The sequence below is a fragment of the Candidatus Marsarchaeota archaeon genome (genome assembly GCA_023473665.1).
GTDB lineage: Archaea > Micrarchaeota > Micrarchaeia > Micrarchaeales > Micrarchaeaceae > JAMCYM01.
Genome location: JAMCYM010000001.1, coordinates 1 through 26,873, shown reverse-complemented (window position 1 = coordinate 26,873; position 26,873 = coordinate 1). Strand labels below are relative to the sequence as shown.

Below are 26,873 nucleotides of genomic sequence, written 5' to 3'. Positions count from 1 at the left end.
ATGGCGCTGATAGAAGTTGGGCGGGTATGCGTGAAGAAGTACGGCAGAGATGCGGGGAGCAGGGCGGTGGTCACTGCCTTGGAGAGCGACGGCTTCGTCAAGATAGTGAGCGCGAAGAGACCGACAGAGAGGCGGTGCAATCCCAACCACCTGGAGTTCCTCAACGAGAAGATCGACGCCAAGAATAAGGAGCTACTGAACAAGACGCTTGGAATTGTCGAGAAGGCACAAAGGCCGGCAGCACAAGGAAAGCGCTAATCTGTCTTGCTCCTGCTTTCGGATTCCTCAATGAGGCGCAGCGCTGCCTCTATCACCTGCTCCTTCTTGGCGGCGCGCGAATCCAGAGTGTCGAACAATCTGCCTATGCCTATGCTATCGTCGAACTTGAGCTCCTTGAGCTTAGAGGCCAGCATGCTCATGCCAAGCTCCTTGATTGAGAGGCCGCCGTCTGTGCTCTGCCTCAGCTCCTCTATACTCTTGGAGAGCTCGGGGCTCTCAAGCCTCGAATAGTCGATCTCGAGGAACGCTTTCTGCGCATACTTTGCCGATAGGCCTCTAAGCCCGAGATCGCTGATGTTGACTCCGTGGCTCATGCTTCCTTTCACTGTTAAACGTATTACCGGCTTGGTGGGAACGCTGCCCAGTATTTTATTGATGGCCCTTTCGCATGCCTCAAGTATCTCGTCCCTGCCTGCGCTTTTGAACTCCAAAGTGCTTGCAACGAACGGCCTGGAGTTAATATTCACGAACTTGTGGTTGCCGGCTTTCGTGTCGAACACGATAAAGCCCTTGCGCTCCTGCTCCCCGTCCTTGAGCTGCGTCAGCACCGTGCTACCGGGTATCAGGAAGGGCTTGCCGTGCACAATTCCCTCGACGCTGTTGTGTATGTGGCCGTCGATATAGAGGTCAAAACCGTTTGGGAGGTCATCATAGCGCAGGAAATTATCGTCGAAAGGAAGTAGTTCGTATATTGACTGATGGAACATGAACACATTGAATAGTCCCTGCACCGGCTTGGGGGCCAGCCCATTGAGCACAGAGCGGACGCGATCCTCTGATATGCCGCCGAGGCCGAAGACAGCCACCTTCTCATCGCCCTTGGAGATTATAGCGGTAGACTCGCTTACGTCCACCAGAAGGCCGGCCAGCGCAAGCAATGTGAGTGGGTTCTCCTTGCCCTCGGCTGTTCTTTCGTGCGTGCCTGGCACTGCGAGCACGGGAATGCCAGTGAAGTAAGTGCCGTTACCTGAATGTCTGGCAACCTTGGCGTTCCAGGGATTGCTTGCAAGGTCGCGGAATATGTTTATGCCCTGGGCTATTACCTCAGGCTTGGGGGCCCGCTTGTCAAATACATCGCCAGGTATGAGTATCGCATCTGCCTGAGTCTTCGCCAACTCAAGCGCCTCCTTGGCCTGCGCGAACGCGTCGGCCTCGAATCGCTCGTAGCCTATGTGAAGATCAGAAACTATGGCTATCCTCATGCAGTCACCGTTGCTTGTGCTGCCGCACCAATTCCTCAACGTTGGAGATTATTAAGCTCACTGCTTCTTCGACTGAACCACTGCGCGGGCCGTACGCCCCTGCTGCGCATGGATGCCCGCCGCCGGTGCCGCCTATAATGGCTCCGACCTTTTTCATTATTACGCCTAGGTGTATGCCGTACATCTTGTCAAGAGTAGGGCGCAGCCTCGCCGAGATTGCTGCCTCGTCTGTGCTTCTGGAGGTGAAGATTGAAAGGTCGGCGCCGACCTTTATCGCATCGTCGGCTGCTGCACTTGCCCTGTTCGGCGTGGAGCCTGATGCGATCACTAGCCCCTCGCGGACCTCGACGCTTGCACCGAAGAGGGCCCTCATAGTCTGGGCGCGTATGTTGGCATCCGCTACGTGCATGAACTCATGCGCCATAGAGGCGTAGTCTGTGCCAGCTATGTCGAACAGCTCCCCGAGTTGGCTGAACGTCAGCGCCGTGGAGTTCTTGAATTCTGCCGAATCTGATATTATCCCTATTGCAAGCAGCTTTGCAAGATTGGCGTCCATATCGCCTTCGAGCTCGGACATCAATTCATATACTATGCTGGAAGTCGAGTTGTAGCCCTCGTCATCGAATATAAATGCGTTTGCAGCGCTTACATGCGAAGGCGCATGATGGTCTATGATCAGGATTGGGACGCCGAGCGCAGTTATAGCACCGCCGAGACGGCCGCAATCCTCAAGGTTGTTGACGTCCAGCAGCACTACCAGCTCAGTACCTTGCGGGATTTCCGCGTTCATCTCACCTTTGCTGAACCCGCACCGCACTAGCGCCGATTCGGCATTGTAGGTCAACTTGTCGGGCGAAACGATAGTAGAACTTTCGAAAAGGTATGACAGCGCTACCGCTGATGCTATGGAATCAGTATCTCCCATCGAGTGGAACGTCAGCGCGGCTCTCTTCCCCTTGTTTTCGCTTATAAAATCGGCAAGGCCATCAAGGTCCAGTATCCGCGACATCGCATCATTGCTTGGTTGCTTTGAGTGCGTCGGTTATCTGCTTCCTGAGCTCCAGCTCCTTCTTTGACAGTTCCTCGCTCTGCTTTCCGACTATGCTGAGCCTCATGTCGACGAATTCCTGGCGCTCCTTGACGCTGCGCAGGCATTCGTCCTTGCTCGTTTCGATAATCGCACCGCCTATCGCGGTATATACCCTGCCTGTGGCCTTCGCTACCTCTTCCTCAGCACGCTTGTACTCCTCCTTTTGGGCGTTGAACTGCTCCTTTTGCAGTGCCAGCGCCTGCAGCTGCTCCTGAAGCTTCTGGTATTCGACGGTAAGTCGGTCAATCTGGTTCTGCTCCATCTGTTTCACCTTTTAATCATGTCATGCGGTATATTTTGCACTGCTGGAATTATATTGGTTTCTTGATAGCTACCGGTCTATCTCGGCCATCACTATATCTAGGCTACCAAGTATTGGGAATAGGTCGGCGAACTTCTCGCCTTCGACTATGTGAGGCAGTATGGACAGGTTGGCGAATGCCGGAGACCGGAGGAACACGCGATAGGGCCGCTGGGGGCCAGGCACCATGTATATAAGGCCTTCGCCGCGCGGCAACTCCCTCCTATTCACGATGCTGTTGGGATTTGCAGGAGGGCCGATGAGCTTTATAGGCATGCCAACTACGTTGCCTTCAGGCATCTTGTCGAGCGCCTGCCGTATTATGCCCAGGCTCTCCAGCATCTCATTGTACCTCACCAGATAGCGAGTATAGGAATCTCCCTGTGAGTATGTGGGAATAGAGAACTTCAGATTGCTGTAAGCATAGTATGGTGCGCTCTTCCTCGCATCTTCATCTACACCAGAGCCGCGCAGCACTGGCCCCGATGCACCGAGTTCTATCGCATCGCGCCTGCCGAGCACGCCAATGCCCTTTGTACGTTCCAGGAACACTTGGTTTGCGTCGAGGACCTTCCGATAGCCATGTATCTTTTCTTCTAGGTAGTCGGCGAGGCCGAGCGCCCTCTGCCTGAAATCTGCAGGCAGCGGCCTGTTCAGGCCGCCAATCCTGAAGTTGACATAGAACATCCTGCTGCCGGAAACGTCCTCGAGGAATTTTATTATTGGAGCCCTGTCCCTGAATGTCCACATGAACATCGTGAACATCTGGCCCATGTCGTTGCAGAAGGTGCCGAGCCATAGCAGATGGCTCGCGATGCGCTGGAACTCCAGGAGTATAATTCTGGCGTACTGCGCCGGCTCTGTAGGTTCCCTGCCAAGCGCTTTCTCAACCGTATTCACATATAGGTCGTCCCAGGCCATCGGAGCCACGTAGTCCAGCTTCTCCACGTAAGACGGGTTCTGCATGTACATTCTTGTCTCCATGAGCTTCTCGACGCCCCTATGGAGGAACCCGATGTGCGGCTCCACCTTCTTTATTGTGTCGCCATCCACATCGACTACCAGTCGGAGAACCCCGTGCGTGCTCGGGTGTATAGGGCCTACGTTTATCCGCATGACTGCCATCAACTCACCTTCCTGTACGGCTTGCCCCATGCGAAGCCCTTCCTCAGCGGCGCATCTGCGCCGTTCCATTTCTCGAGTAGGAGCCTGCTTGCTTCCCTGCCGTCTATCTTTATGCCGAACATCTCTGACAGCTCACGCTCGTACCAGTCTGCGCTCCCGTACACGTGCATTATGGTGCTTACTTTCAGCGGAGCCGTAAGCTTTACCAGCAGCGTCTCCTGCTCCTTCGTGGTTGTGTTGTAAAGCAGGTACAGCACCTCCAGTCTGTCAGTGTAGTCTACAGCAGTTATGGCTTTGAGGTAGTCAAAGCCCTTCCTTTTCATTTCTTCGCAGGTTTTCACTAATTGTGCGTTCGGTATCTCCAGCAGTCTTACCACCTACTTTGTCTTGAAGCTTCATAAGCGCAGCGAACAGGTTCTCGGGTTTTGGAGGGCATCCTGCTACATATACATCTACAGGCAGCACCTGGTCTATCCCCTGTATTATATTGTAGCTCTCGTACCAAGGCCCGCCTGAAGTTGCGCACTCGCCGTATGCGATCACGTATCTGGGGCTTGCCATCTGCTCGTAGAGGCGCTTTACCCTCGGGGCCATTGATTTGGTGACCCATCCTGCAACTATCATCACGTCGCATTGTCTTGGGGTGCCCCTGAACAGCAGGTATCCCTTCCGCTCTGCATCTATTCTTGCGGCGCCGAAGTCCATCAGCTCCATGGCGCAGCATGCGAGCCCGAATTGGAGCGGCCAGAGGGAATTGCCGCGCGCCCAGCCGATTATGCCCTTTGCGCTTTCCTGTGTTATCTCGCTGAGCCTCGCAAAGATGGCATTGACTGGCACCTTGTACTTGCTAGATGATTGCGCCAGCATTTCGGTCATTTCCTGCTCGGCGTTGAGGAACTGCTCCGGAGTGTATGGCGCTACACCGTCATTTTGCACGTTTGTCACCTGCAAGCATGTAACCCAGCGTCGCCAGGGCCGCAGCCAGCACCAGCATTCCGATAACCAGTAGCCCGTTTGTAAGGCCCGTTACCCTTGCCGAAGGGCTCCACAGGAGCACAATGACAGCCACGACCTCAAATGGTAGGAAGAGCATGAAGAACGGAAAATACTCGATGTCAAGGTCGCGGCTCGATCCTATGGTCTTCTCGCCGCTCTCATACGGCGAATCCTTGACACGATTGCCGGCAGAGCTTGGGCGCAGCAGCCTGGACGCCAGGAGGAACGCCGCTGGTATGAAAAATGCGAACGCGGCGAAGAACACGATGGCGATATAATCGTAAAGCATGCTGCTACACAGGGCTAAATTACATGCCAATCTTATTATACTTTGGTAGGTGGTGCGCAACATTTATTCCTTAATGCCCGGCCAGGTCCTCCAGCGCCTGCCTGCTATCGCCGGCAGCCTGCTTGAAGCGCCTACGCACGCCGCACTTTAGGCAAACGTAATGTATGGTGAAGGTGCCGTCGCGGTCGCACTCTGCAGAGACTGGCTTCATTTCGCCGCCACACCGCTCCAGTCTGTCGCCAGGATTTTTATCTACGTGCCTTCCCCATAGGCATTCGGGGCAGTGGTCGGTGTATCCGTTGCCTGCGACATGTGCACCGCAGTGCAGGCATATGAAGTCTTCTTTCCTCCTTGCGAACGTTTTCGCGCTATTTTGCATGCTAAGCAATGGAATGAAAAATTAATATGGCATTGGTGTTTTTATTTCTGCGGCGCAATGCATAGTGATGCAATGCTCATAGTCTACTCAAAGCTTGATATAGCATCGGAGAATGCGGCAGCGGAGCTCATAAGGATTGGCGGGTTTAAGCAAGTGGAAGATGTTGCCGGGCATGCGATGCACATTGCCGGCCAAACAAAAATGCTTGAGATAGACACTGCGATGGTCAATGCTGGGTTTCTTGACGACTTGGTTGATACAGATCTCATAGTGTTTTTGAGCAAGCATAGAAGCGAGAAGGGGGTCGCATCGTTCACCGTGCACGCAGAAGGGAACTGGTCGGGCAAGGCCGACCTTGGAGGCACACCAAGGCAGCTGAGCTACGCCGCGCCGGTGCAGATGCTGGCCGTGCTCAAGGTCATGCATAGGCTGAACGCAGGCGGCATTGAGGTTACGTATGAAGCTACGCACCACGGGCCGCTACTCGTAGCGCCATCGATGTTCGTCGAGATAGGGGGAAACGACGATATAATAGCAAGCAGAGAGCATGCGAAGACCCTTGCTGAATCTGTGAAAGACGCATTGCTCGACTGGCATGAGCCAGATTTCGGCGCTGTCGCGGTTGGGGTAGGGGGCATGCACTATCCGGGAAAGTTTACGAGGCTGGCCCTCGAAGGCAAGTATGCGTTCGCCCACATATTGCCTAAGTATTACGTGAACGAACTGGACATGCTGGGACAGGCGTTCGAACGTTCGTCTGTGAAGCCGGAGAAGGCCGTTATAGAATGGAAAAGCATAAATGCTGTGGAGAGGGAATCTGTAATAAAGAGGTTGGGAGAGCTTGGCATGGACTATGATAGGGTTTAGGAATGGTGGCGCAAGGGCAGCGGTATTAATGGCCGTTGTGCTGCTCTTCGCGGCGCTCGGGCTTGCACACGCGCAGTACTGGTTTCAGACTGGGGCAAGGGGCTCAACCCAAACCACGCAGAACAGCGGAGGAAGCGTGCAGATAGAAACGGTATACCAGCCGAGCTATGCGCAGGACGGCTCGCTCGGGTTCTGGGTTGGTGAAAGCCTGTCTAACGGAGCGTTCGTTCAGACTGGCTATGAGATACCTAATGTAAGCGGCATGTATCCTACCAATTGCACACAGAGCGGCTGTACTGGCAATACATACATAAGTGCCGGCACCCCAGTATGGTTCTGGGAGTACTTTCCTGCAGGCTATACCGGCAATTCTTTTTATGGAAGCATAGGCGGCAATGATTCGGCAGGTGCTTACGGGAAGTTCAATACCTATTCGTTCAACTATTCAAACGGTATGTGGGATTTCTACTTCAATGGAAACATGACCGGTTCCGTCAACCTGGGAGCGCAGGACTCCGACGCCAATCCGATAACCGCGTTCGCGGAATATGCTAATGTGAACACCAACACACTGCCGATGGCGATTGTTAGCTTCAGGAACCTGAGTTATTATACAGGGGAATCGTACAGGCTGGTCCAGAAGGGCTACAGTTACGTTGGTTATGGGTCTGGCAGTGAAACTGCGCTTAAGAACCCATATGGCATACAGGAGGTTATGCCGTACACCAACTACTTTGAGATAGGTTCAGGCCTGCAGACGCCGGCTAACTTTACGGAGCTATGGGCCATCGGATACAGGCTCGACATCAGGTCGCAGTACGGAAACCTGAACAGCTCAGTAAACTACAGCGCATATTCCCAAGTGAGGCTTTCTGCACCTTATGCAATCAATGTTTCTAATGGTGTGAGGCGTGCATTTTCCGGATGGGTAGGCACGGGCTCTGGATCATACACGGGGCCATCGACAAATATAACCATAACGATGGACGGCAGCATAAACGAGACCGCAGAATGGACAACGCAGTACTACCTCAATGTTACAAGCCAATACGGCAGCTCATCAGGAAGCGGATGGTACGACGCTGGCTCATTGGCCGCGTACGGCATCAGCGCTAACACAATTCCTTCAGGGTACGGCTCACGTTCTGTTTTTGCTGGCTGGAGCAACGGGGAGGCATCGGCAAACGCCACCACAGCAATGGACTCGCCGGAATACATCAGCGCGGAATGGAAGACGCAGTACATGCTAAATGCCACCTCGCAGTATGGGGTTGCATATGGAAGCGGATGGTACGACGCCAACAGTACAGCGCACGTATACATAAGCGCGGGAGTTAAGGAGGTAAACAGCACCAACAGAATCGCATTCGATGGCTGGAGCAACGGGGAGAAGAACATGAGTGTTTACATAACGGTCAACAGGAGCGTGCTCGTGGAGGCCATGTTCGCTCCGCAGGTGCTGGCGAGCTTCAAGTTCACGAACGCGTATGGCGGGCAGGTATACGCGAACACCCTTTATGCTGACGGGGAGCAGCTCAACTCTACCGCGTTCGTGTTTGCCGACAGAACCTATGCGATCGACTATGTTCTTTACAAGGGCACAAATGTGACTCCGGAAAATTCGACGTTTGCATTGTCGGAGCCAGGTGTGGTAACCATAAAGCTGCCGATCTTTAATGTGACGGTGCAGGCGGAGAGCATGTTCGGCACGCCCCTAAATGCATCCGTTGGGCTCTCGTTCAGGAACGGAAGTACCTATTCAGGGTATCTTGGCAGTTCTGGAGCAGTAACGCTGGATGACGTCCCTTACGGCTACTTGTCTGGAAGTGTCAAGTATCTCGGAGAGATAGAGCATGTGCAGACAGAAAACGCCAACTCGGTCAAGCTCGTGTTTATGACACCGCTGCAGATCGCCGTTATAATCTTGCCAATAGCGCTGATAGCTGCGATAGCTGCAGTAGAGATTTGGCACAGAAGGCGCGCATGATTGCCAGAGGTTGCGCATATGACTGTTTATGACGTGTTCCTCAGGACGTACAAGCACTACACGCCTATCCAGGAGCTTGCTCTTCCGTTAGTTGGCGGCGGCAAAAACTGCATAATAAGCGCACCTACGGGCTCTGGCAAGACCGAAGCCGCGCTGCTGCCTGTGCTGGATAACATGGTGCGCTCGGGAAAACGCGACGGGGTGATGGCCCTTTACATAACGCCGCTGAGGGCACTCAACAGGGACATGATAAAGAGGGTTGAGGGCCTGTGCAGCGCTATAGGCGTGAGCGTAGCAGTAAGGCATGGTGATACACTGCAAAGCGAAAGGAGCAGACAGAGCAGAAAAGCCCCGATGCTGCTCATCACCACGCCAGAAACGCTGCAGAGCATACTCCCAACGAAGTATATAGGCAGGGCATTGGCGAATGTAAGGCACGTGATAGTCGACGAAATACATGAGCTTTACCATACTAAGCGCGGGGCGCAGCTGGCACTTGGGCTTGAGAGGCTCGAGGAACTGTCTCAGAACTTCCAGCGAATAGGCATAAGCGCGACCATCAGCGATTTGGGGGGAGTTAAGAAGCTGCTTTGCGGAACCCGGAAATGCGAGGCGGCGGTTATAGACAGCAGGAAGGACCTTGAGCTGAAAGTCGTGATACCTAAGGCCGCTGTCAGAAGCATGGGTGATATAGCGGAGAGATTCGGCCTGGACGCACAGGCGCTCGCCAGGCTCGATGCATTGTCGAGGTTGATATCAGGGTCTAAATCTACGCTTGTGTTCGCGAACACCAGGCAGATAGTAGAGGCGCTTGGAAGCAGATTGCTTTACCTAAACAGCATACGGCCATTCGGCGGCATAGGAGTGCACCACAGTTCGCTCGATAAAGAGGAACGCGTGCGCATAGAGGAGCAGTTCAGGAGCGGCGCGCTCAAGAGCATAATAGCCACAAGCTCGCTGGAACTTGGGATAGATATAGGGGCGATAGACCTTGTGGTGCAGTACAGCTCGCCACGGCAGGCGCTGCGTATCATCCAGCGCGCGGGGCGCAGCGGGCATTCGGTGCATAAAAAAGCGCGCGGGACGATAATCGCGACAAACGAGGTTGATGCGATAGAAGCCATCACGATATGCAGGAATGTAGACGAAGGGAAGCTTGAGCAGTTCAGGCCGCACGAACTGCCGCTGGATGTGCTGGCTAACCAAATCTGCGGAATTGCGCTCGACAAAGGTGCCTGTTCTATCGATGAGGTGCTTAACATTGCAAGAAGGTCCGGGCCATTCGCAAAGATCGAGAAGAATGCAATTGAGGCACTGCTCAGGTTCATGGCCGACCAGCGCATGATAGGATTCGACGGAAGATCCATCTCGTCTGGAGGCCGCACCAGGATGTACTATTACGGGCACCTCAGCGTCATACCGGATTCCAAGCGTTACGTGGTCAAGAACATAGCAAACAACAGGATTGTGTCGTCGCTGGACGAGAGATTCGTGGCAAGCAATGTGGATGAAGGTTCGGTGTTCATAACAAAGGGGTTGCCGTGGAAGGTAGTTAGCATAGACAATGACATAATACACGTGGAACCTAGCGACAATCTCGAGGCTGCAGTTCCGGACTGGAGCGGAGAGGACATCCCTGTGAGCAGCGAGGTTGCACATGGGTTTTTCGACACGCTGAACGAACTGCACAATGGAAAGTTGGCAATTGGCGGCCGGGGAGAAGACGGGCTTGCCAAAGAGCTCGATGATTTTGCAAGGGCACAGAGTGGCGCCATTCCGTCAAGGGATTCGGTAATGATAGAGGAGCACGATGATTATTCAGTAGTTTACACAGGTCTAGGCACTCTTGCCAACGAGGCATTGTCAAGATTGCTAGGGCATCTTATGAGCGTTAGACTGGGGCACAGCGTCAACATAAAAGCCTCGCCGTACATGGTTTTCGTTGAGGTGCGCCCGGATGCCAACTTGGCTGCGCTCCTGCATTCGATTGCGCCGGCCGGCATAGAGCATGCACTGCGTGACGCCGTAGCAGACACGGAGCTGTTCAGATACAGATTCATAACCGTAGCAAAGCTGTTCGGCCTGGTTGATAGGGATGCAACGGTTTCGAAATCGGTTGCAAGGAGGCTTGTCAAGGTATTGGCTGGCACGCCTGTCTATTCCGAAACAGAACGCGAACTGATGGAGAACTACTTCGACGTGCCATTGCTCAGGGACTTCTTCTCCGGAATTCACGAAGGCAGGATTAAGATTCGCAGCGTACGTACTGGGCAGATGACTCAGCTTACCAAAACCATACTCGACTCCGCATATTACACGAAGGAATTGCTGATGCCGCTCACGCCCAGCACTGAACTGGTCGACTCGTTCGTGAAATACATGCTGGCCAAGAGGACAAAGCTCCTTTGCACGTACTGCGGTATGACGTTCACACGAAGCCTCGAGGAACTAGAACCTATGGGCGAGATAGTATGCCCGGCATGCGGGAGTCCGATGCTAGTGCCGTTCACAGAAGAATACAAGGCATTAATCGATAAAAGGAGGAGCGGCGCAAGACTGTCGCAGGCCGAACGGTCTATGCTGGGCGACATCATGAAACAGGCCAGCCTTATGGAGTCCTATGGAGGTAAAGCTGCCGTGGCTCTTGCGACCTATGGGATAGGACCGAGGACCGCCGCAAGGGCGCTGCTCATGCTGCGCAGGGACGAGCGGCTTTTCTATCTAGATTTGATAGAGGCGCAGAAGCAATTTATAAAGAACAAGAAGTATTGGTCTGTGACATGATTGGTGGCTTTATGCTATACCTGATAGGTGTTGGACTTGCAGACGGAGATGTGCCTGTGGCGGCGCTTGATGCATGCAAGCGCTGCACGCTCTATGCTGACACATATACCAGCCTAATGAACGAGAGGCGCATCGCATATCTAGAAGCGCTGCTAAGCAAGAAGATAACCGAACTGAAAAGGTCAGATATGGAGGAGAACGCGCCTGCGCTTGTTAAGCGTGCGGCAAGCGAGGACATAGCGGTGCTGGTTGGCGGAGACCCTCTCACTGCCACAACGCATAAGATACTCTTCATAGAGGCAAGGAAGGCTGGCGTTTCAGTAAAGATCATGCATGCAAGCTCTATCCTGTCAGTTATAATAGGCGAAAGCGGATTGGATTTCTACAGGTTCGGTGCAGTGTGCACTGTACCGAGATGGAGTGAAAAATACAGGCCAGTCTCTTTCTACGAGACGATTGAAAGAAACTCAAGAAGCAATCTCCACAGCATAGTGCTACTCGATTATGATGCAGAGAAAGGTTCATCAATACCATTGCAGGAAGCGCTGGATGTGTTTTGGGAGGCGGAATTGCATTATAGGCATGGCATAATTGCCAATGAGAGGAAGATATTCGTCATGCATGACCTTGGGCGTGACGGCCAGTCGGTTTTGGTGCTCGGGTTCGGCGAAGCAAAGGCACTAAAGCTTAATAATGGCGTAACCTCAATAATAGTACCTGCTGAAATTACCGACGTAGAACGCGAAACTGTGGCAGGCATGCATGGTGTGAAGGCATGACTCTTGAGATAGCCTACGACCGCAAGCGGAAGCGCCTGTTCGCGACTGACCAGTCTACCATAGACATACTGAAGAACGGTAACATAGGCAGCTATGAGAACAACACGCTGGACCTTATGGTTGAGGAAGCTCTCTACCTTGTTGATGTGAGAAAGGCAGTATGCACAGAAATCGGCTCTGGAAAGGCCATGACCTTCAATGATATCGCGGAGGAGTTCATAAAGAAAAGCAAGCTGATGGCCAGGTACTTCACGTATAAGGATTGGAAAGACAGGGGGCTCATGATAAGGCCCCCGGCGCCAGGGCTTGTTTCAAGCCAGAGCGCGACAGTTAAAAAATATCCTGCCTCGGAGCTAAGGCTCAAGGAAGTGTATTTTGAGGGGGTGTTCTTTCCAGGTGACATGACCACTGTGATAGACGATCCAGCCGCAGGGCAGGAAATCTACGAAAAGTACTGGCTGGGGCAGTTCGGTACATATAAGGTCACAGGGCATGGGACGCTAAACAAGCTTGACGTGTATGAAACGCTTTTCCTCGCTGATGCAGGCGCGCTCAGAATAAGGAACTACTCGAGGAAGCAGGTGATGGATGTAGCAATCGCCAGGCGCTTCGACTCGCAGAAGCTATACGACGTGTACAGGGATTGGCGTAGCAAGGGCTACGTCATAAAGTCAGGCTTCAAGTTCGGGACGCATTTCAGGGTGTACTTCCCTGGTGCAAGCCCGGTGAAGACCGACAGCGAATGGATACATTCGAAACACGTACTGCACGTATTCCCACGCGACACCAAACTGCTCATATCTGAATGGGCGCGTGCCATACGTGTCGCGCACTCTGTAAGGAAGACATTCATACTTGCGATACCTGGGAAGAGCAGGAGGAAGAAGCTTGCAATAGACTTTGTGTTATACCACAGGCACAACGGCAACATAGAAGTGCCGGGTAGCGACTCGCCTCGTTATGCAATGCTGTCGTTGGGTGAGAACGAGTACATAGGCGGAAGCGAGCTTGCTGCTGTGATAAACGAGGCAAGATCAAGAAGGCTCGAGCTGATACTCGCGATAGCTGACAGGGAAACGTCTGTCACGTATTACAAGGTAAGGATAATAAGCCTGCCCAAAAGCGACTATGAGTATTACGAGATAGACTGGATGCAGCCATAGCTTTCGGTTCATTATATGTCAACGCCCTTGCGGTAATGCTCATAACCCTTTTTAATGTGGAACGCCTCTCCAAGTATTAGCCCGGTAGTTCCAGCCAGCAACAGCGCCACTGCAAGCAGCGCATAATGGCTACCAGGATACAGCACTTCGATCGCAAATCTGCCAACGAAAGATGCAAGCCATAGCATCGTCACCGCTGAAGAGCGCTTGTAGTATACCATTCCGTTCCGCTTCGAGAAAGCTACACCTCCGGAAATCTGCAGGCCTACTATGGTTCCAAAGACGAAGACCAAGACCGCTGAGGTTATATCTGCAACGGTAAGAGATAAGGTGGCAAGAGCTATTGCTGTGAAAAGAACATAGAAGACAGGCAGCCTGTAGATGCGCCCCGCGCCGTACTTCGTCCCCTTCGCCGCCCTGTATAGCCTGAATGCAACCACTATGGCTACAATTGCAAGCAGTGCTACCCAGCCTGATGTCGCATCATTATATGACAGGGACAAAGCAAAACCAAAGATTTAGCGGGTCCAGGGGGATTTGGACCCCCGGCATGCTGGTTAAGAGCCAGCCGCTCTACCAAGCTGAGCTATGGACCCACGAGGATTTATTTCCGGTGCAGTATTATAAAGCCTTGCGAAGCGCGATTCTGGCGCGGGCGACGTTTACAGGCTCGCATGCTGCCAGCACTATGCTCCGCCTGCTCAGCATGCCGAGCAAAGCATTGAACAGCGGAGATATTTTGCTGAGAAGGCCCATCCTGCTCCCGTCCTTGTCGATCACCATAATGTCGTCATGCCCGCCCTTGAAGTGGTTTATCTCTACTACGTAGTCGTTATAGTCCAATCCGGCGTGCCCGAGCGCCGACTCTAGTTCCCCCTTCTTCAGGTCGACATCAAGGCTGTCGATATAGTATGCGCGCTTGAACAGCTTCCTTTCCTCTACATCCTTTGCAAGCTTCGATCCTGATTTCGAATGCAGCAGTGCCTCTGAAAGCCGCAGGTCTTCAAACCTTGCAGCTTCCTTTGGATCTATCTCGCCTGATGATATGCATGCATCAAGGGCCTTGTTGAACATACTTGACGCTATAACAGATGTGTGATGGAAATATACTGATGATAGCATGTAGTATCTGGCAATAAGCATTGATTCTGCGCCGTCGACACCGTTCAGGTATATGGCTGGCTTCCCGTTCCTGTAGGCGAGCCTGTTCTTAATGCGAACATAGTCGATTATTCCGTACGCTACTCCTGTTTGATAAGCGTCGCGCATCAGGTAATCGAGCCGGTCAGAACCGAGAGGACCCGTTATTATGGTACCTTTGCCATTGCCATCGAAGCCGCTGAGAACCTTTTTTAATGAAAGGCTGGAATCCTGTATCGCATCATGCAGCGGGCCTGCCATTATCATATCCCGGCCGAGCTGTTCATGCGTCTTGCGCAGACGATGCATGAAGACGGGCTCTGTTGCATGCGAATATGGCGTATGGCCTACGTCGTGCAGCAGGCCAGCGACCGATAGTTCGGGGTCTATTTTCCCGTATAGGTTGATGGAAAGGTCTTTGGTTATGCGCATGGTGCCGAGCGAATGCTCAAACCTGGTGCCTGTCGCACCAGGGTATACCAGATTTGCGAACCCGAGCTGGGACACGCGCCTCAGGCGCTGGAACTCGTTGGTGTCTATTATGCGCTCCTCGTCGGATGTGGCGTGTATTTCCTGAAGAACCGGATCCCTGATATACAAACTACCACCAACTATTTCCGCATGACCCCAAAATAAACAGCAATGAGAAACAATATTATTGTTGCGTCCAATGTGGCGCAGTATACGCATATGTTTCCTAGCAGGTACTGCGCTATCAATGAGTACGCTACTCCAGCAGCTCCGATAAAGCCCCATATGGGGGTAATAGTCTTCGATACCTGCGAGGCGCTGTATGCTAAAAGAATGAGCATTACAGCCGCCCATATAAGCCCGGCTACCGCAAGCGGTACCCCGAAAACAACGGAATACCTGCTGGTGAGCACCGTGAAGCAGTTTATAATGCGATTAACAGGGCAGACAAGAGGCACACTCCCGAAATGCTCCAATGTGAGATATGACGAATCTGCAAGACCTATCAGCAGTAGCGCCAGGGCTATGAGCTTGAGCTTCTTCATAATATTATCTATCAGTTGAACTTCTATAAATTAGCACTGCAGCGCCGCTACTCTTTTTTACTACCGCCTAGCGTCAGTCAACCGTGGTACGGGAGGGCATTGTGTAGAATCAGTATAGGACGCTTATCCCCCTGTCTGTGAAAAGGACGGGCTTCTTGCCTATTATAGGTATCGGAGTGCCGCATCTGCGGCACCTGTTTTCTGAGTCAAGTTCCCAGCCAGTTATCACATAGCCCTCGCGCTTTATTACTGCGTTTCCGCACGATGGGCAGTAAGTGTGCTCGTACTTGGTACCAGGCACGTTACCTATGTAGACGTAGTTTAGCCCTTCAGCTTTGGCTGCGTCATAGTGCTTTTGCAGCGTCTCGAATGGAGTTTGCGGATAGTCCAGCATCTTGTAATCAGGATAGAACCTGGTGAACTGAATAGGGGTGTCAGGCCCAAGATTATCATGGATCCATCGCGCCAGTTCGCTGCACGCATGCACCGAGTCGCCAACGCGGGGAACGATGAGGTCGGTTATCTCTATGTGTATTCCGGCCTTTTTCATCTCGAGGAGGGCTTCTTTTACGGGCTCGTTTGACGTCACCATCTCATACTTGTTCGAGAATATGCGCTCGCCGTTGCCTTTGAAGTCCACTGCAACGGCGTCTATCTTCCCTTTCATCAGCGCTATTGCTTCCTTGGTCATGAAGCCGTTGCTGACGAACATCGTTGAGAGGCCACGCCTGTGGGCGAGCTCTGCTACATCGATAGCGAACTCTATGAATATCGTTGGTTCGTTGTAAGTGAATGCGATACCGCGTGCATGCTGTTTTATCGCGGTTCCGACCACCTGCTCGGGGGTCATTTCGAGACCGGTTATTTCGCGTTCCTTCGATATGTTGTGGTTCTGGCAGAACAGGCAGCCGAAGTTGCATGATGATGTGCCTATGCCCAGAACGTAGGTGCCTGGCATGAAATGGTTGAAAGGCTTCTTTTCTATAGGATCAACCTGCATCGCAGATATTACGCCATAGCTCATCAGCACCAGCTTTCCACCAATGTTCCTGCGTATGAAGCAGAATCCGCCCGAACCGTCTGGAATTGAGCATTGGCGAGCACAGGCCGTACACACAACCCTATCGCCGCTCCTGCGCCAGAGTTTCGCTTCCCTAATCATAATCTTACTTTTGTATTGTGATATTTATCCTTTCCGTGCCTGCATTTGGAAGTGCACGTTTGCAGCAGAAAACGCAATCTTTATATCATTTTCAGGTAGTCACCAAAAGGGTTTTAAATGTAAAATCCCAAGCTATTTTAAGGCGATAATTAGGGGTTGTTTCGCGTCTTTGCCTAGCTGATAAAATGAGCGATAACAGTTACAGCGCTAAAGATATCGTTGTGCTCTCTGGGCCTCTTGGAGTGAGGAAGAGGCCTGCCATGTACATCGGCTCGACTGGCAGCGCGGGCTACCTCCACCTGCTCTACGAAGTGCTTGACAACGCGGTCGACGAATTCCTTGCCGGCTACTGCAAGAACATACGCATAACCCTGGCAAGGGAGGACGATATGGACGTGGCAGAAGTCACGGATGATGGCAGGGGCATACCGACAGACATAATGCCAAAGGAGAACAGGCCTGCGCTTGAGGTGATAATGACCTCGCTGCATGCAGGCGCCAAATTCAACAGCGGCGCGTACAAGGTGTCTGGCGGGCTGCACGGCGTCGGACTGACCGTAGTCAATGCCCTATCAGAATACGTCGATGTAACGGTAAACAGGGACGGCAAGACTTTCAGGCAGAGGTTCGGACGCGGAGTGCCGGCCACGCAGCTCCAGGAGATTGGCAGTTCTGATGGCGCCAATGGCACCACAATACGCTTCAAACCGGATTCTGAGATATTCCAGATGCACAGGTTTGACACGATCGCGCTCACTGAAAGGCTCCACGATCTTTCGTTCCTGTGCCCGGGTCTTCACATATACCTGACAGATTCAAGAGAGGGGCAGGGTTCTGCCATAGAATACGCATCCAAGAACGGCCTTGTTGACTTCCTGGAATTCATCAAGAACGGCCGGACAGCCCTTACCAAACCGGTCATAATCTCAAAGAGCGTAGATTCTATAAGCGTCGATGTGGCGCTGCAGTACATAGACTCTTACAGCGAGGAGGTGCTCTCTTTCGTCAACAAGATAAAGACGCCTGAAGGAGGCACGCACATTGCAGGTTTCAGGGCCGCGCTGACACGGGCGATAACAAACTACGTACAGAAGGGCGCGAAAAAAGATTTGCCTGCGATAGAGGGCGAGGACACGCGCGAAGGCCTTGTAGCGATAGTTTCGGTGCTGATGCAGAATCCGGAATTTGAGGGCCAGACCAAGGAGAAGCTCGGCAACACCACCATAAAGACCGTATTGGAGAGCGTATTGTACACGCAGCTCTCCTACTATCTCGATGAGCACCCTGGAGAGGCCGAGAAGATGCTCGCGAAGGTTGCGAAGAGCGCGGAGGCGCGTGAGGCCGCAAGGAGGGCGCGTGAGCTCGCCAGAAAGAAGAGCGTGTTCGACAGCGCAGTACTGCCGGGCAAGCTGGCCGATTGCATAGAAACAGATCCAGAAAAGGCTGAGATTTTCATAGTGGAGGGCAACAGTGCAGGAGGGTCAAGCAAGCAGGGGCGCGACAGAATCTACCAGGCAATATTGCCGCTGAGGGGCAAGGTGCTCAATGTCGAGAAGGCCTCAGTGGAAAAGATATTTGGCAACTCTGAGCTGCATACGATGGTAACAGCATTTGGCACAGGAATAAAGGAGGGCTTCAACGCGCAGAACCTCAGGTACGGCAAGATAATCCTGCTGGCAGATGCTGACGTTGACGGCAGCCACATAAAGACGCTGCTGCTGACCTTCTTCTACAGGTACCTCAGGCCCTTGATAGAGCAGGGCCATGTGTACATAGCGCAGCCTCCGCTGTACAGGATTGCGAACGGGAAGGACGTGAAGTATGCGTACAGCGACGCGGAGCTCAACAGGATCATGCACGATGCGGGAGACAGGGCCGAGGTGCAGCGTTATAAGGGCCTTGGAGAGATGAACCCGGAGCAGCTCTGGAGCACTACAATGGACCCGTCGAAGCGTGTGTTGAAAAAGGTTGCAATCAAGGACGTGGAGCTTGCCAACACCATGTTCACCATACTGATGGGCGTGGATGTGGAGAAGCGCAGGAAGTTCCTCGAGGAGCATTCTACAGAGGTGGCGTTCCTCGACGTGTGATGGTGCATGGATGGCTGAAGACATCGAAGTGGCAATAGAGAACGAGATGCAGTCAAGCTACATCGACTACGCGATGAGCGTGATAATAGGCAGGGCGCTGCCTGATGCGCGCGATGGGCTGAAGCCCGCGCAAAGGCGCATTCTCTATGCTATGTACATGCTTGGCAACACGCATGACAAGCCCACGAAGAAGAGCGCCAGGGTGGTCGGAGAGGTCATAGGCAAATATCACCCACATGGGGACATCGCTGCATACGAGACGCTCGCGAGGATGGCGCAAGATTTCTCCATGAACCACCTGCTTGTCGAGGGCCAGGGGAACATGGGTGACATTGACGGGGATCCGCCCGCGGCGCAAAGGTACACGGAGGTAAGGCTTAGGGGAATGGCCGAGGACATGCTACTCGACCTAGACAAGAAGGCAGTGCCAATGATGCCCAACTTCGACAACACGGAAGAGGAGCCCGTGGTGCTGCCCTCGAAGGTGCCAAATCTTCTTGTCAACGGCGCGTCTGGGATTGCAGTCGGAGTGGCAACTAACATACTGCCGCACAACCTAGGCGAGGTGTGCGACGCAATAAACGCGTACGTGGCCAACAGGGACATCACCTCTTCAGACCTGCTCTCGTACGTGAAGGGGCCGGACTTCCCTACAGGAGGTATCGCATTCTACAACAACGCTCTTGAAAGCGCTTACACGACAGGCAGGGGTCTGGTGGTGATAAGGGCGCGCACGTCGATAGAGAAGGAGGGAAAGAGCCAGCGCATAATCATAACGGAGATACCATACACTGTCAACAAGGCCATGATGCTGGAGCGCATAGCCGAGCTGGCAAGGAACAAAACGATATCGGGCATAGGCAACGTAAGGGACGAGAGCGACAAGAGCGGCATACGCGTGGTCGTAGACGTGAGGCACGACGCCAGCCCGGATTACGTGCTGAACCAGCTCTACATGCACACACAGATGCAGACCTCGATGCCGGTCATGAACATAGCGGTGATAGGCAACCGTCTCCTTACGCTGAATTTGCGTGACATGATAAGGGTGTTCGTGGACCACAGGTTCAGCGTCATAAAGAACCGCTCGCAGTACGATTTGGGGGTGGCACGGGACCGCCTGCACATAGTCGAGGGACTCGTGAAGGCGATAGCCAGCATAGACACGGTGGTGGCGCTGATAAGGAAAAGCCGCGACGTGAAAGATGCCAGGGCTGCGCTCATGGAGCGGGTCGGAATGTCGGAGAAGCAGGCGAACGCCGTACTAGACATGAGGCTCAGCAGGCTCACCAGCCTTGAGAACGCCACGCTGGTGAAGGAGCAGGACGACCTCGGCAAGACAATAGAGTACCTAAACAAGGTGCTTGCTGACGAGAGCATGGTCTACAGGATCATAAAGGACGAAACATCAGAGATAAAGAAGCGCTACGCGCGCGCCAGGCGCACTACCATAGAGCAGGGAGACGACGAAGCAGGGGCGGTCGCAAGAGAGGACCTGATAAAGGACGAGCCGAGCACCATAATACTGACAAAGGGCGACTACCTGAAACGCATCAGGACGGAGGAGTACAGGCTGCAGGGGCGCGGCGGCAGGGGCGTGATAACGATAGACCTGCGCGAAGGAGATTTTGTCAGGCAGGTAGTTGGATGCATGGCAAAGGACTACTTGCTCGCCATATCAGACAAGGGCAGGGCTTACTGGCTGAAGGCCTACGAGGTGCCGGAAGGCAACAGGTACAGCAGCGGAAAGCCCGCAGTGAACCTCATCAGGCTTGAGGAGGGCGAGCACATAGCGCGCATAGTCAACACGCGCGTTTTCACAGGCAAGTTTCTCGTGTTCATTACAAGGAACGGGAAGATAAAGAGGGTTAAGGCTGAGCTCTTCTCAAGGCCGAGATCGAACGGCATAAAGGCCATACCATTGCTTCAGGGCGACACACTCGCAGACGTGGCACTCTCGGACGGGGGGAACGAGCTGTTCATCGCGACCAAGGGCGGTTTTGCGTTGAGGTTCGAGGAGAAAACGCTGCGACCAATGAGCAGGGTCGCTCACGGGGTGAGAGGCATGCGGGTCAGGCAAGGCGACACCGTAGTCAATATAGCGCCGGTAAGGCATGACAGCGACGTGCTAACAGTAACAGGCAATGGCTTCGGAAAGATAACGCAGGCAGACCGGTACAGGCTGCAGGGGCGCGGCGGCAGGGGCGTGATAAACCTCAGGGTTACAGAAAAGACCGGTGAGGTTGTAAGGGTGATGCCTGCCAACAAATATGACAAGCTGCTTGTGGTGAACTCGCTTGGCGTGTCAATAGACATACCTATCGATTCGATACGCGTAACTGGCAGGGGCGCGCAGGGCGTTAGGATAATGCGCCTGCAGAACGGTGCGAAAGTGGTCGACGCAAGGGTAATAGAGGGCGGAACCGAAGGGACGCAGGCTAGCGGCGCGTAGCGTTACGCCGGTCTCGCAAAGCTTATTATATTTAGGCAGGTGTCTAACTCTGACTTCGGCAGGGGGTGCAATGATAGCGATATTAGCGATAGGCAGGCCGACATGCGAATACTGCATGGACCTGGGCCTAGCGGCCCGGGCCTTCGGAGCTTCTTCGATAATATTCACCACGCCGAAAAACCAGAGGGTTGTAAGGTATTTCAATAACATATCGTCTAAGTGGGGTGGGAATTTCTCTGTCGAGTTCACGAACGACTGGAAGCGCGTGATAGAGTCCAAGAAGAACTACAAGAGCGTATATCTTACCAGGTTCGGGGTCCCGATAAAGGGCGTGGAGTCGATGCTGAGGACCTACAAGAACCTCATAGTGGTGATATCGACTACCGACAATAGGGGCGTGCTCAAGCGTGCGGATTTCAACGTCAGCATAAGCACCCAGCCGCACACGTCGATATCCGCACTGAGCGTCTTCCTGCACGAGTTCTACAGCGGGCGGGAGCTGGCGATACACTTCGAGAACGCGAAATACAAGGTAGTGCCCGCCGCGAGGGGAATGAGGATAGCTAAGAGCTGATGACAGGGCCGCGAACGCGCTTTCGATTCGCCCGTGCATTGCGACGCATGTAGTTTGAGATCAGCCATTCCTTGCTTACCCCATTGGCGCTGAACGATTTCCATATGAAATCAGGCACTGTAGATGGATTGCTGCCGTATACCGGATGGTTGCGCATGAAAGTTGTGCGTATGCTGGCACTGTCGCCGCTCTTGAGCTTAAGGTAGATTTTCTTAAGCAGCGCCAATGCTGCACGCTCGTGCAAGCGCGCATCCCTCAGTTCCTTTCCGTGTTTGGACGTGCCGGAGCTTATCGGGGTTATTTTGTATTTGGGTCCGAACACCTTCCTGAAGATGTAAAGTGCCCTGGGAAGATGATAGCTATTCGTCACGAGTAAAATGCGCCTTATCTCGTGCATGTGCGCAATGATGCGGTAGCAGAACATCGCGTTGCCTGTGGTATCGAGCGAGCGCTCCTCCTTGAGCATCGCCTTGGTAGGAATGCGCATTGCAGCGGCCATGCGCCTCATGCCCTCAGCCTCAGTGAGCTTCGGAGGCCTTGCTACCCTGAAGCTGTAGAGGCTTGAGAAAAGTATCCTGCTTACCTTGCCAGTGCTGTACAGCTCTGCGGCCCTCTTTGTATTCAGTTCCGATTCTCGGGTAAGCGAGCCGTCAGCGAAGTTGCCTTTGCCAAGCGCTATCGCGATTGTGTCCTTGGGCCTTGCGCGCATAGGATCAGTCCTTTATGCCGTCGAGCGTTATCTTTATGACGCACTCTCCCTCGGGCATGTTGGGCGAGTCGACAAGCCTCACTATGCGCTTGTCCTCCTTGCTCTTCCTCATGTACAGACGTGTGGTGGCGGCGTGCGCTATGACATTCCCGCCTATGGGCGAGGTGGGGTCTCCGAACATTATGCCAGGGTTGTCCATGACCTGGTTGGTTATGTAGGCCGCTATGTTGTACTTGTCTGCGAGCATCTGCAGCCTGTGTATGTGCTGGTTGAGCTTCTGCTGGCGTTCGGCCAATGCCCCTCTACCCACAAACTCGGACCTGAACAGCGATGTGAGCGAGTCTATTATTATCAGCTTGACGTTCCTGTCCTGTATGAGCGAGTCGGCTCTCTCTAGCGTGAGGATCTGCTGCTCTGTGTTCAGAACCCTTACCATCACTATGTTTGCCAGTATCTCCTTTGGGTCTAGGCTTGATGCCTTGGCCATCTGCTCTATGCGCTCTGGCCTGAACGTGCCCTCGGTGTCTATGAACAAGACGTTGCCTCCCAAGCCTCCCTTGTCCTTTGGGAGCTGCACGTTGACTGCGAGTTGGAAGCCGAGCTGCGTCTTTCCACTCGCGAACCTGCCATACGTCTCGGTTATGCCGTTTGTTTCCACGCCGCCGCCTATCAGGTCGTTCAGGTCGCTCGAACCGGTGCTTATCTTGCCTATGAGCTTGCGCTTCTCGTAGAACTGCTCTCCAGTCTCGTAAGCTATAGTGGTGGATTCCTGCGCGGCCTGCACCGCCTTCTTTGCAGCGTCGACGCTTATGCCAGTCATCTCTGCTATCTCATGCGGCGATGCGACTGCCACCTTGTCTAGAGTATCTATGCCTGCGGATCTCAGCTTCGTGGCTGTAGTCGGGCCTATTCCCGGCAGGTCCTCCAAATCATGCACGGCCTTCTCCTTTGGCATCAAAACACGACATTACCTTATGGACGAAAAGGTATTTAAAATAAGATACGGCGCTCTAACCATGACATAAATAGAAAGAGTGCCAGCGTGCAATGCACGCTGGCAAGGCGACCAGTTCTTCACGACCTTCCTACAGTAGAGAACCCGTATGTATCTATCTGATGGAACATTTAAAAATCTTTCTAAATACCGGAACTTTTTGTTTGAAATGAGTTATGAACGAGAGTAAAAGTTCCATTTAAATGAATTTATATGACTGTTTAAAAATGTTACCGGGCATTACCATACAGGCAATGCCGACCAGGCCCAGTGATTCACATGCCCTTCCTGACGCTCAACTTCAAAGCAGTAGTTGTTTCGCTCGTGGTAGGAGCAGCAATGATAGTGTTTGGGAAAGACCTGGGCCTGTTCTTCTTCGGCGAGATGTTCTTTTTTGTTGTGCTTGCCGCGATTGTCACGCTTGCGGGCAAGAAGTTCAAGCAGAATGCCGGGCTGTATGAGAAGAGCAGGGGAATAAAGAATGTCTTGGCCAACGGTCTGTGGCCGCTGGTGATGAGCGCGGCCTTCTATGCCACTTATACCACAGGGCATTCGCATTTGGCTCTCTTTGCCGCGCTTGGCTTTATCGCAAGCGTGGGGGCAGTCACTTCCGACACTTTCAGCAGCGAGCTTGGGGTGCTTGACGGCAGGCCTGTGATGATATTGGGCTTCAGGAAAGTGCAGAAGGGCGTTTCGGGAGGAGTAACATGGCTTGGACTGGCTGCAGGCTTTGGCGGCGCTCTCCTCATATCAGCAGCGTTCGTGGTGGTGCTGCCTGAGCTCTCGGCGCTGGGCCTTTCCAGCTATATCTTGGCGTTCATAGTGCTGACAATTAGCAGCTTCTTCGGCACCATAGCCGATTCCGTGCTCGGGTACTTCGAAGAAAAGGGAATAGGCAGCAAATACACCTCGAATTTCTTCGGTAGCATGGCCGGAAGCGCACTCTGCGTCGCACTGGCCGCAATGTTCGCGCTTTAGGCTTCAGGGTGATCTTGATGCTCAACTACATATACTGGCTTGCGGTTTTCACCTGGGCGCCACTCGTCGCACTGTGGGCTTCGCACCGCAAACTGGTAGTTAGGTACAAGAAAACCTTGGCATTGTGTACGGTCAGTGCATTGGCGTTCAGCGTGCCTTGGGACATGGTAGCGATAAGAAGCGGTATGTGGTACTTCCCAAGGCACAACATACTTGGATTTTACCTGCTCGGGGTGCCTCTCGAGGAATATCTGTTCATGATATCGGTGACGCTGCTGGTATCTACGCTGATTTTGATCTTGAAGCAGCACAGATTCTTCAGAAAGGCGTGATTGCATGGGATTGGGAGCTTTCACTTACCTGGTTTCGGTATTTGTCTTTGCTGGAGGGGCGATACTGATAGAGCTTGTACTTGGGGGAGCGGAAGAGCTCAGGGACTACAGGAGGATTGTCCTGGCAATGCTGCTGCTTGGGCTTCCATTCGTGTCTGTTGGAGAGTCTGTGGCCCTGTATCTAGGGATCTGGGGATATGGACATGCCTCGTTCCAATACCTGATATTCGGAGCCGAGGCAGAAACCTACCTATTCTTTGAGCTTGTAGTGATCGCTATAGCCACGGCTACTCTGTTCTTCTCGGATGTTGAGGAAATGGAAGGGTCTTTTTACAAGGCTGTGGCCGAGAGGGCGAGGGCAGCCCTGAGGTTCATCAGGCGCAGGATGTGAGATGCGCCAGCCGGGAATCGGACCCGGGTCGTCGCCTTGGGAAGGCGATGTCCTACCCCTAGACTACTGGCGCAGCATCAGCGTATGTATGATGGGGGCTTGTCATCGCCCTTGCCCGGCATGGGGAATTCCGCAGGAGCCTGGAGTTCCAGTTCCTTGAGCGCTTTTGCTGTCTTCTGTATCATCTTGTCGAGGTTCTTGGTATCTATGTTTAGTCCCAGCCTCTTCGAGAGGAACACCAGAACCGCCTTCGCTGCGTAAGGATCGACATCGAGGAAAGATGATTCGCCCATGATGCATATTCCGTCTACGTGCTCCATCTTTGCGAAGCCGAGTATCATGCCTGCGGATCCCAGTATGGAACCGCGCGATTCGCCGAAAACGAGCCCGCTGTCCTTGAACTCGTCCACGACTGCCTTGCTTGTGGCGTTGGCGTAAACCTTTGGGTTTGAGGTGCTGGAGCCTGGGGAGCTGTAGCCCCCAAGTGTGTATATGAACTTGCCGCCGAGCCGCTCCTTGAAGAACCTGACTATGTCGTGGTTTACCTGATATTGGCCTTCCGGTGTCAGGGCCTGCGTGTCGCCTGTCAATATGACTATGTCGCCCTTGCTGCCCTGGCGCCTTATGACGTAGAAGCGGTTGTTCATCAGCCTTATACCGCCATGCCTGAGCATTATGACCTGATACGGGAAATGTGGGGAGTATAGAGTAGCGATCCGTTCTGCCTTGAGCTCCTTTATGAGGTGCTCTGCCACCATCTTGCCGACGCTGCCTATGCCGGGCAACCCGACTATCATGATCGGTGTCTTGAGCTTTGCGTGCTTCCTTACGCGTATTTTTGTGCTATCCATAGCTCTGCACCAACTTTCACTGCAAGGCATCCAGTATGCTTTCCTTGTCCTTCTTCAGCTTCTCCTTTTCAAGCTCAAGGGTGCTGTCCTTTACCTTGGACCTTATGAGTTCAATTGCAGCCTTTATTTTGTTCTCGGCGTCTGAATAGTCCTTGCCCTGGGCGTCCATCCTGTACTTCGGGGCGCTTATATACATAATGCTGACGCCAGATTTCTCGGCATCGAGCAGCGCCGAGTTAAGCTCGGATATGCCGCTCGTGGTATTGGAGGTCGAGAGCTTCATCATGTACGCGACCTCATACTTCCTCCTCTTCCTGCTTGCCTCTATTATTGAGAGTATGGCATCCTTCAGCTTCTTTGGCAACTTGGAGCCCTTCCATTCATCAGTAACGCCTGTTGCAGCCTGGACCAGTGCCGTGTAGCTTCCGAACTCTGATAGCGCCTGCTGCGCAAGCTGCTCCTTCTGGCGGTCCTCGCCAGAAGCCCTTACGGCCTGCAGGAATATGGAGTTGAGCCTGTGCTCGAGATTGTAGGCGTTTATCTTCACCTTCGAATCCTTCGGGGTGACTTTCTTGAGTGATATGTCGATGGTGCCCTTGTTCCGGTCTATGTATATTACCTTGCACACTATCTTCTGCTCCGGATGCAGGAACTCGTGGATATTTTTTATCCAGCCTGAAGATATCTCCCTGAAAGGCAGGAACGCCTCGATGTTGTTGTATTCCAAGAGCTTGCAGTAAGCGCCGAACCGCATGATCTTCGTGACTTGCGCTATTACCAAGGTGTTTGGATACGGCACCTGTGTGGAGAACGCCATATAACCATAAGGGGCTTCGCCCCTTATAAACCCTCCACTTTGGAGCCTCTTCCGAAAGCTTACGCTTTCGGTATTCTCCAAAGTTATTATGCCGCAAGTTTTGTTTGACCTGAAATGTCCTGCCTT

27 protein-coding genes, 2 tRNA genes and 1 pseudogene are annotated in these 26,873 nt (G+C 53.1%); 12 read left to right on the top strand and 18 right to left on the bottom strand.

The window, feature by feature from the left end; translation table 11 throughout:
- Positions 1–258, top strand: coding sequence for a 50S ribosomal protein L14e (locus M1158_00150; protein MCL5099527.1), 258 nt, complete (start codon positions 1–3; stop codon positions 256–258).
- On the opposite strand, the gene M1158_00145 is transcribed toward M1158_00150, so the two are convergent.
- The 8 genes and pseudogenes from M1158_00145 to M1158_00110 all read right to left on the bottom strand — a co-directional run bounded on the left by M1158_00145 (position 255) and on the right by M1158_00110 (position 5,661).
- Positions 255–1,481, bottom strand: a complete 1,227-nt coding sequence (locus M1158_00145; protein MCL5099526.1) for a DNA repair exonuclease — start codon at positions 1,479–1,481, stop codon at positions 255–257. The two genes, M1158_00150 and M1158_00145, sit on opposite strands and share 4 nt — an antisense overlap.
- A gap of 4 nt (positions 1,482–1,485) precedes the next feature.
- Positions 1,486–2,490 (bottom strand): DHH family phosphoesterase, encoded by a 1,005-nt coding sequence (locus M1158_00140; protein MCL5099525.1) that lies wholly within the window; start codon positions 2,488–2,490, stop codon positions 1,486–1,488.
- Between the two features lie 4 nt (positions 2,491–2,494).
- Positions 2,495–2,833 carry a prefoldin subunit gene (locus M1158_00135; protein ID MCL5099524.1) on the bottom strand — a complete coding sequence of 113 codons (339 nt, stop codon included), beginning with the start codon at positions 2,831–2,833 and terminating at the stop codon, positions 2,495–2,497.
- Positions 2,834–2,902: 69 nt separating this feature from the next.
- Positions 2,903–3,997, bottom strand: coding sequence for an NADH-quinone oxidoreductase subunit D (locus tag M1158_00130; GenBank protein ID MCL5099523.1), 1,095 nt, complete (start codon positions 3,995–3,997; stop codon positions 2,903–2,905).
- Positions 3,997–4,320 (bottom strand): NADH-quinone oxidoreductase subunit C, encoded by a 324-nt coding sequence (locus tag M1158_00125; protein ID MCL5099522.1) that lies wholly within the window; start codon positions 4,318–4,320, stop codon positions 3,997–3,999. Before M1158_00125 ends, M1158_00130 begins: the two co-directional genes overlap by 1 nt.
- Positions 4,321–4,375: 55 nt before the next feature.
- Positions 4,376–4,765, bottom strand: a pseudogene (gene nuoB / locus M1158_00120) (NADH-quinone oxidoreductase subunit NuoB).
- 157 nt (positions 4,766–4,922) lie between these two features.
- Positions 4,923–5,282, bottom strand: coding sequence for an NADH-quinone oxidoreductase subunit A (locus M1158_00115; protein MCL5099521.1), 360 nt, complete (start codon positions 5,280–5,282; stop codon positions 4,923–4,925).
- A gap of 70 nt (positions 5,283–5,352) precedes the next feature.
- Positions 5,353–5,661 (bottom strand): RNHCP domain-containing protein, encoded by a 309-nt coding sequence (locus tag M1158_00110; protein MCL5099520.1) that lies wholly within the window; start codon positions 5,659–5,661, stop codon positions 5,353–5,355.
- Positions 5,662–5,733: 72 nt separating this feature from the next.
- Between M1158_00110 and M1158_00105 the strand changes: the two genes are divergently transcribed.
- From M1158_00105 to endA, 5 genes are read left to right on the top strand one after another with little or no spacing between them, the layout of a single operon-like run.
- Positions 5,734–6,528 carry a hypothetical protein gene (locus tag M1158_00105; GenBank protein ID MCL5099519.1) on the top strand — a complete coding sequence of 265 codons (795 nt, stop codon included), beginning with the start codon at positions 5,734–5,736 and terminating at the stop codon, positions 6,526–6,528.
- On the top strand, positions 6,515–8,515 hold the full coding sequence (locus tag M1158_00100; GenBank protein MCL5099518.1) for a hypothetical protein: 2,001 nt from the start codon (positions 6,515–6,517) through the stop codon (positions 8,513–8,515). Before M1158_00105 ends, M1158_00100 begins: the two co-directional genes overlap by 14 nt.
- An 18-nt stretch (positions 8,516–8,533) precedes the next feature.
- Complete coding sequence (locus tag M1158_00095) at positions 8,534–11,299, top strand: DEAD/DEAH box helicase (protein MCL5099517.1); 2,766 nt, start codon at positions 8,534–8,536, stop codon at positions 11,297–11,299.
- Between the two features lie 11 nt (positions 11,300–11,310).
- The gene (gene dph5 / locus M1158_00090; protein MCL5099516.1) at positions 11,311–12,078 is read left to right on the top strand and encodes a diphthine synthase; all 768 of its coding nucleotides are present in this window, start codon (positions 11,311–11,313) and stop codon (positions 12,076–12,078) included.
- The gene (gene endA / locus M1158_00085) at positions 12,075–13,241 is read left to right on the top strand and encodes a tRNA-intron lyase (protein MCL5099515.1); all 1,167 of its coding nucleotides are present in this window, start codon (positions 12,075–12,077) and stop codon (positions 13,239–13,241) included. The genes dph5 and endA overlap by 4 nt, the downstream gene beginning before the upstream one ends.
- 11 nt (positions 13,242–13,252) lie before the next feature.
- Here endA and M1158_00080 read toward each other — a convergent pair whose 3' ends face one another.
- The 5 genes from M1158_00080 to amrS all read right to left on the bottom strand — a co-directional run bounded on the left by M1158_00080 (position 13,253) and on the right by amrS (position 16,559).
- A complete protein-coding gene (locus M1158_00080; GenBank protein MCL5099514.1) occupies positions 13,253–13,744 on the bottom strand; it encodes a hypothetical protein in 492 nt (163 codons plus the stop codon).
- Between the two features lie 19 nt (positions 13,745–13,763).
- A tRNA-Lys gene (locus M1158_00075) sits at positions 13,764–13,837 on the bottom strand.
- A 25-nt stretch (positions 13,838–13,862) separates the two neighbouring features.
- Positions 13,863–14,981, bottom strand: a complete 1,119-nt coding sequence (locus M1158_00070; protein MCL5099513.1) for an HD domain-containing protein — start codon at positions 14,979–14,981, stop codon at positions 13,863–13,865.
- An 11-nt stretch (positions 14,982–14,992) separates the two neighbouring features.
- Positions 14,993–15,397 carry a vitamin K epoxide reductase family protein gene (locus M1158_00065; GenBank protein MCL5099512.1) on the bottom strand — a complete coding sequence of 135 codons (405 nt, stop codon included), beginning with the start codon at positions 15,395–15,397 and terminating at the stop codon, positions 14,993–14,995.
- A gap of 109 nt (positions 15,398–15,506) precedes the next feature.
- Positions 15,507–16,559 (bottom strand): AmmeMemoRadiSam system radical SAM enzyme, encoded by a 1,053-nt coding sequence (gene amrS / locus M1158_00060; GenBank protein ID MCL5099511.1) that lies wholly within the window; start codon positions 16,557–16,559, stop codon positions 15,507–15,509.
- Between the two features lie 185 nt (positions 16,560–16,744).
- Here amrS and M1158_00055 point away from each other — a divergent pair, with 185 nt between their 5' ends.
- The 3 genes from M1158_00055 (at position 16,745) to M1158_00045 (ending at position 21,675) form a co-directional block, all read left to right on the top strand.
- The gene (locus M1158_00055; GenBank protein MCL5099510.1) at positions 16,745–18,649 is read left to right on the top strand and encodes a DNA gyrase subunit B; all 1,905 of its coding nucleotides are present in this window, start codon (positions 16,745–16,747) and stop codon (positions 18,647–18,649) included.
- Positions 18,650–18,659: 10 nt separating this feature from the next.
- Positions 18,660–21,101, top strand: coding sequence for a DNA gyrase subunit A (gyrA, locus tag M1158_00050; GenBank protein MCL5099509.1), 2,442 nt, complete (start codon positions 18,660–18,662; stop codon positions 21,099–21,101).
- Positions 21,102–21,171: 70 nt separating this feature from the next.
- Complete coding sequence (locus tag M1158_00045) at positions 21,172–21,675, top strand: hypothetical protein (GenBank protein MCL5099508.1); 504 nt, start codon at positions 21,172–21,174, stop codon at positions 21,673–21,675.
- Here the strand turns inward: M1158_00045 and M1158_00040 are convergent.
- Positions 21,665–22,384 (bottom strand): YdcF family protein, encoded by a 720-nt coding sequence (locus M1158_00040; GenBank protein ID MCL5099507.1) that lies wholly within the window; start codon positions 22,382–22,384, stop codon positions 21,665–21,667. The two genes, M1158_00045 and M1158_00040, sit on opposite strands and share 11 nt — an antisense overlap.
- Positions 22,385–22,388: 4 nt before the next feature.
- Positions 22,389–23,339 carry a DNA repair and recombination protein RadA gene (gene radA, locus M1158_00035; GenBank protein ID MCL5099506.1) on the bottom strand — a complete coding sequence of 317 codons (951 nt, stop codon included), beginning with the start codon at positions 23,337–23,339 and terminating at the stop codon, positions 22,389–22,391.
- Positions 23,340–23,657: 318 nt separating this feature from the next.
- On the opposite strand from radA, the gene M1158_00030 reads away from it, so the two are divergent.
- Genes M1158_00030 through M1158_00020 form a run of 3 tightly spaced genes read left to right on the top strand, consistent with a single transcriptional unit; the run spans position 23,658 to position 25,079 of the window.
- Positions 23,658–24,356, top strand: coding sequence for a DUF92 domain-containing protein (locus M1158_00030; GenBank protein MCL5099505.1), 699 nt, complete (start codon positions 23,658–23,660; stop codon positions 24,354–24,356).
- A 17-nt stretch (positions 24,357–24,373) separates the two neighbouring features.
- The gene (locus M1158_00025; GenBank protein MCL5099504.1) at positions 24,374–24,688 is read left to right on the top strand and encodes a lycopene cyclase domain-containing protein; all 315 of its coding nucleotides are present in this window, start codon (positions 24,374–24,376) and stop codon (positions 24,686–24,688) included.
- A 4-nt stretch (positions 24,689–24,692) separates the two neighbouring features.
- Positions 24,693–25,079, top strand: a complete 387-nt coding sequence (locus tag M1158_00020; GenBank protein MCL5099503.1) for a hypothetical protein — start codon at positions 24,693–24,695, stop codon at positions 25,077–25,079.
- Positions 25,080–25,081: 2 nt separating this feature from the next.
- Here M1158_00020 and M1158_00015 read toward each other — a convergent pair.
- The 3 genes from M1158_00015 to M1158_00005 all read right to left on the bottom strand — a co-directional run.
- A tRNA-Gly gene (locus M1158_00015) sits at positions 25,082–25,152 on the bottom strand.
- Between the two features lie 4 nt (positions 25,153–25,156).
- Positions 25,157–25,930 carry a proteasome assembly chaperone family protein gene (locus M1158_00010; protein ID MCL5099502.1) on the bottom strand — a complete coding sequence of 258 codons (774 nt, stop codon included), beginning with the start codon at positions 25,928–25,930 and terminating at the stop codon, positions 25,157–25,159.
- Positions 25,931–25,946: 16 nt separating this feature from the next.
- A partial coding sequence (locus M1158_00005; GenBank protein MCL5099501.1) for a S1 RNA-binding domain-containing protein occupies positions 25,947–26,873 on the bottom strand: 927 nt, incomplete at its 5' end.

What these genes read in the sequence shown, in the direction of transcription:
- M1158_00130 (MCL5099523.1), bottom strand. Translation starts at nt 3,997, where the DNA reads ATGGCAGTCATGCGGATAAACGTAGGCCCTATACACCCGAGCACGCAC.
- gyrA (MCL5099509.1), top strand. Translation starts at nt 18,660, where the DNA reads ATGGCTGAAGACATCGAAGTGGCAATAGAGAACGAGATGCAGTCAAGC.
- M1158_00030 (MCL5099505.1), top strand. Translation starts at nt 23,658, where the DNA reads ATGCCCTTCCTGACGCTCAACTTCAAAGCAGTAGTTGTTTCGCTCGTG.
- M1158_00145 (MCL5099526.1), bottom strand. Translation starts at nt 1,481, where the DNA reads ATGAGGATAGCCATAGTTTCTGATCTTCACATAGGCTACGAGCGATTC.
- M1158_00010 (MCL5099502.1), bottom strand. Translation starts at nt 25,930, where the DNA reads ATGGATAGCACAAAAATACGCGTAAGGAAGCACGCAAAGCTCAAGACA.
- dph5 (MCL5099516.1), top strand. Translation starts at nt 11,311, where the DNA reads ATGCTATACCTGATAGGTGTTGGACTTGCAGACGGAGATGTGCCTGTG.
- M1158_00150 (MCL5099527.1), top strand. Translation starts at nt 1, where the DNA reads ATGGCGCTGATAGAAGTTGGGCGGGTATGCGTGAAGAAGTACGGCAGA.
- M1158_00065 (MCL5099512.1), bottom strand. Translation starts at nt 15,397, where the DNA reads ATGAAGAAGCTCAAGCTCATAGCCCTGGCGCTACTGCTGATAGGTCTT.
- amrS (MCL5099511.1), bottom strand. Translation starts at nt 16,559, where the DNA reads ATGATTAGGGAAGCGAAACTCTGGCGCAGGAGCGGCGATAGGGTTGTG.
- M1158_00045 (MCL5099508.1), top strand. Translation starts at nt 21,172, where the DNA reads ATGATAGCGATATTAGCGATAGGCAGGCCGACATGCGAATACTGCATG.
- M1158_00135 (MCL5099524.1), bottom strand. Translation starts at nt 2,833, where the DNA reads ATGGAGCAGAACCAGATTGACCGACTTACCGTCGAATACCAGAAGCTT.
- M1158_00040 (MCL5099507.1), bottom strand. Translation starts at nt 22,384, where the DNA reads ATGCGCGCAAGGCCCAAGGACACAATCGCGATAGCGCTTGGCAAAGGC.
- M1158_00140 (MCL5099525.1), bottom strand. Translation starts at nt 2,490, where the DNA reads ATGTCGCGGATACTGGACCTTGATGGCCTTGCCGATTTTATAAGCGAA.
- M1158_00110 (MCL5099520.1), bottom strand. Translation starts at nt 5,661, where the DNA reads ATGCAAAATAGCGCGAAAACGTTCGCAAGGAGGAAAGAAGACTTCATA.
- radA (MCL5099506.1), bottom strand. Translation starts at nt 23,339, where the DNA reads ATGCCAAAGGAGAAGGCCGTGCATGATTTGGAGGACCTGCCGGGAATA.
- endA (MCL5099515.1), top strand. Translation starts at nt 12,075, where the DNA reads ATGACTCTTGAGATAGCCTACGACCGCAAGCGGAAGCGCCTGTTCGCG.
- M1158_00105 (MCL5099519.1), top strand. Translation starts at nt 5,734, where the DNA reads ATGCTCATAGTCTACTCAAAGCTTGATATAGCATCGGAGAATGCGGCA.
- M1158_00100 (MCL5099518.1), top strand. Translation starts at nt 6,515, where the DNA reads ATGATAGGGTTTAGGAATGGTGGCGCAAGGGCAGCGGTATTAATGGCC.
- M1158_00125 (MCL5099522.1), bottom strand. Translation starts at nt 4,320, where the DNA reads ATGAAAAGGAAGGGCTTTGACTACCTCAAAGCCATAACTGCTGTAGAC.
- M1158_00025 (MCL5099504.1), top strand. Translation starts at nt 24,374, where the DNA reads ATGCTCAACTACATATACTGGCTTGCGGTTTTCACCTGGGCGCCACTC.
- M1158_00020 (MCL5099503.1), top strand. Translation starts at nt 24,693, where the DNA reads ATGGGATTGGGAGCTTTCACTTACCTGGTTTCGGTATTTGTCTTTGCT.
- M1158_00115 (MCL5099521.1), bottom strand. Translation starts at nt 5,282, where the DNA reads ATGCTTTACGATTATATCGCCATCGTGTTCTTCGCCGCGTTCGCATTT.
- M1158_00055 (MCL5099510.1), top strand. Translation starts at nt 16,745, where the DNA reads ATGAGCGATAACAGTTACAGCGCTAAAGATATCGTTGTGCTCTCTGGG.
- M1158_00095 (MCL5099517.1), top strand. Translation starts at nt 8,534, where the DNA reads ATGACTGTTTATGACGTGTTCCTCAGGACGTACAAGCACTACACGCCT.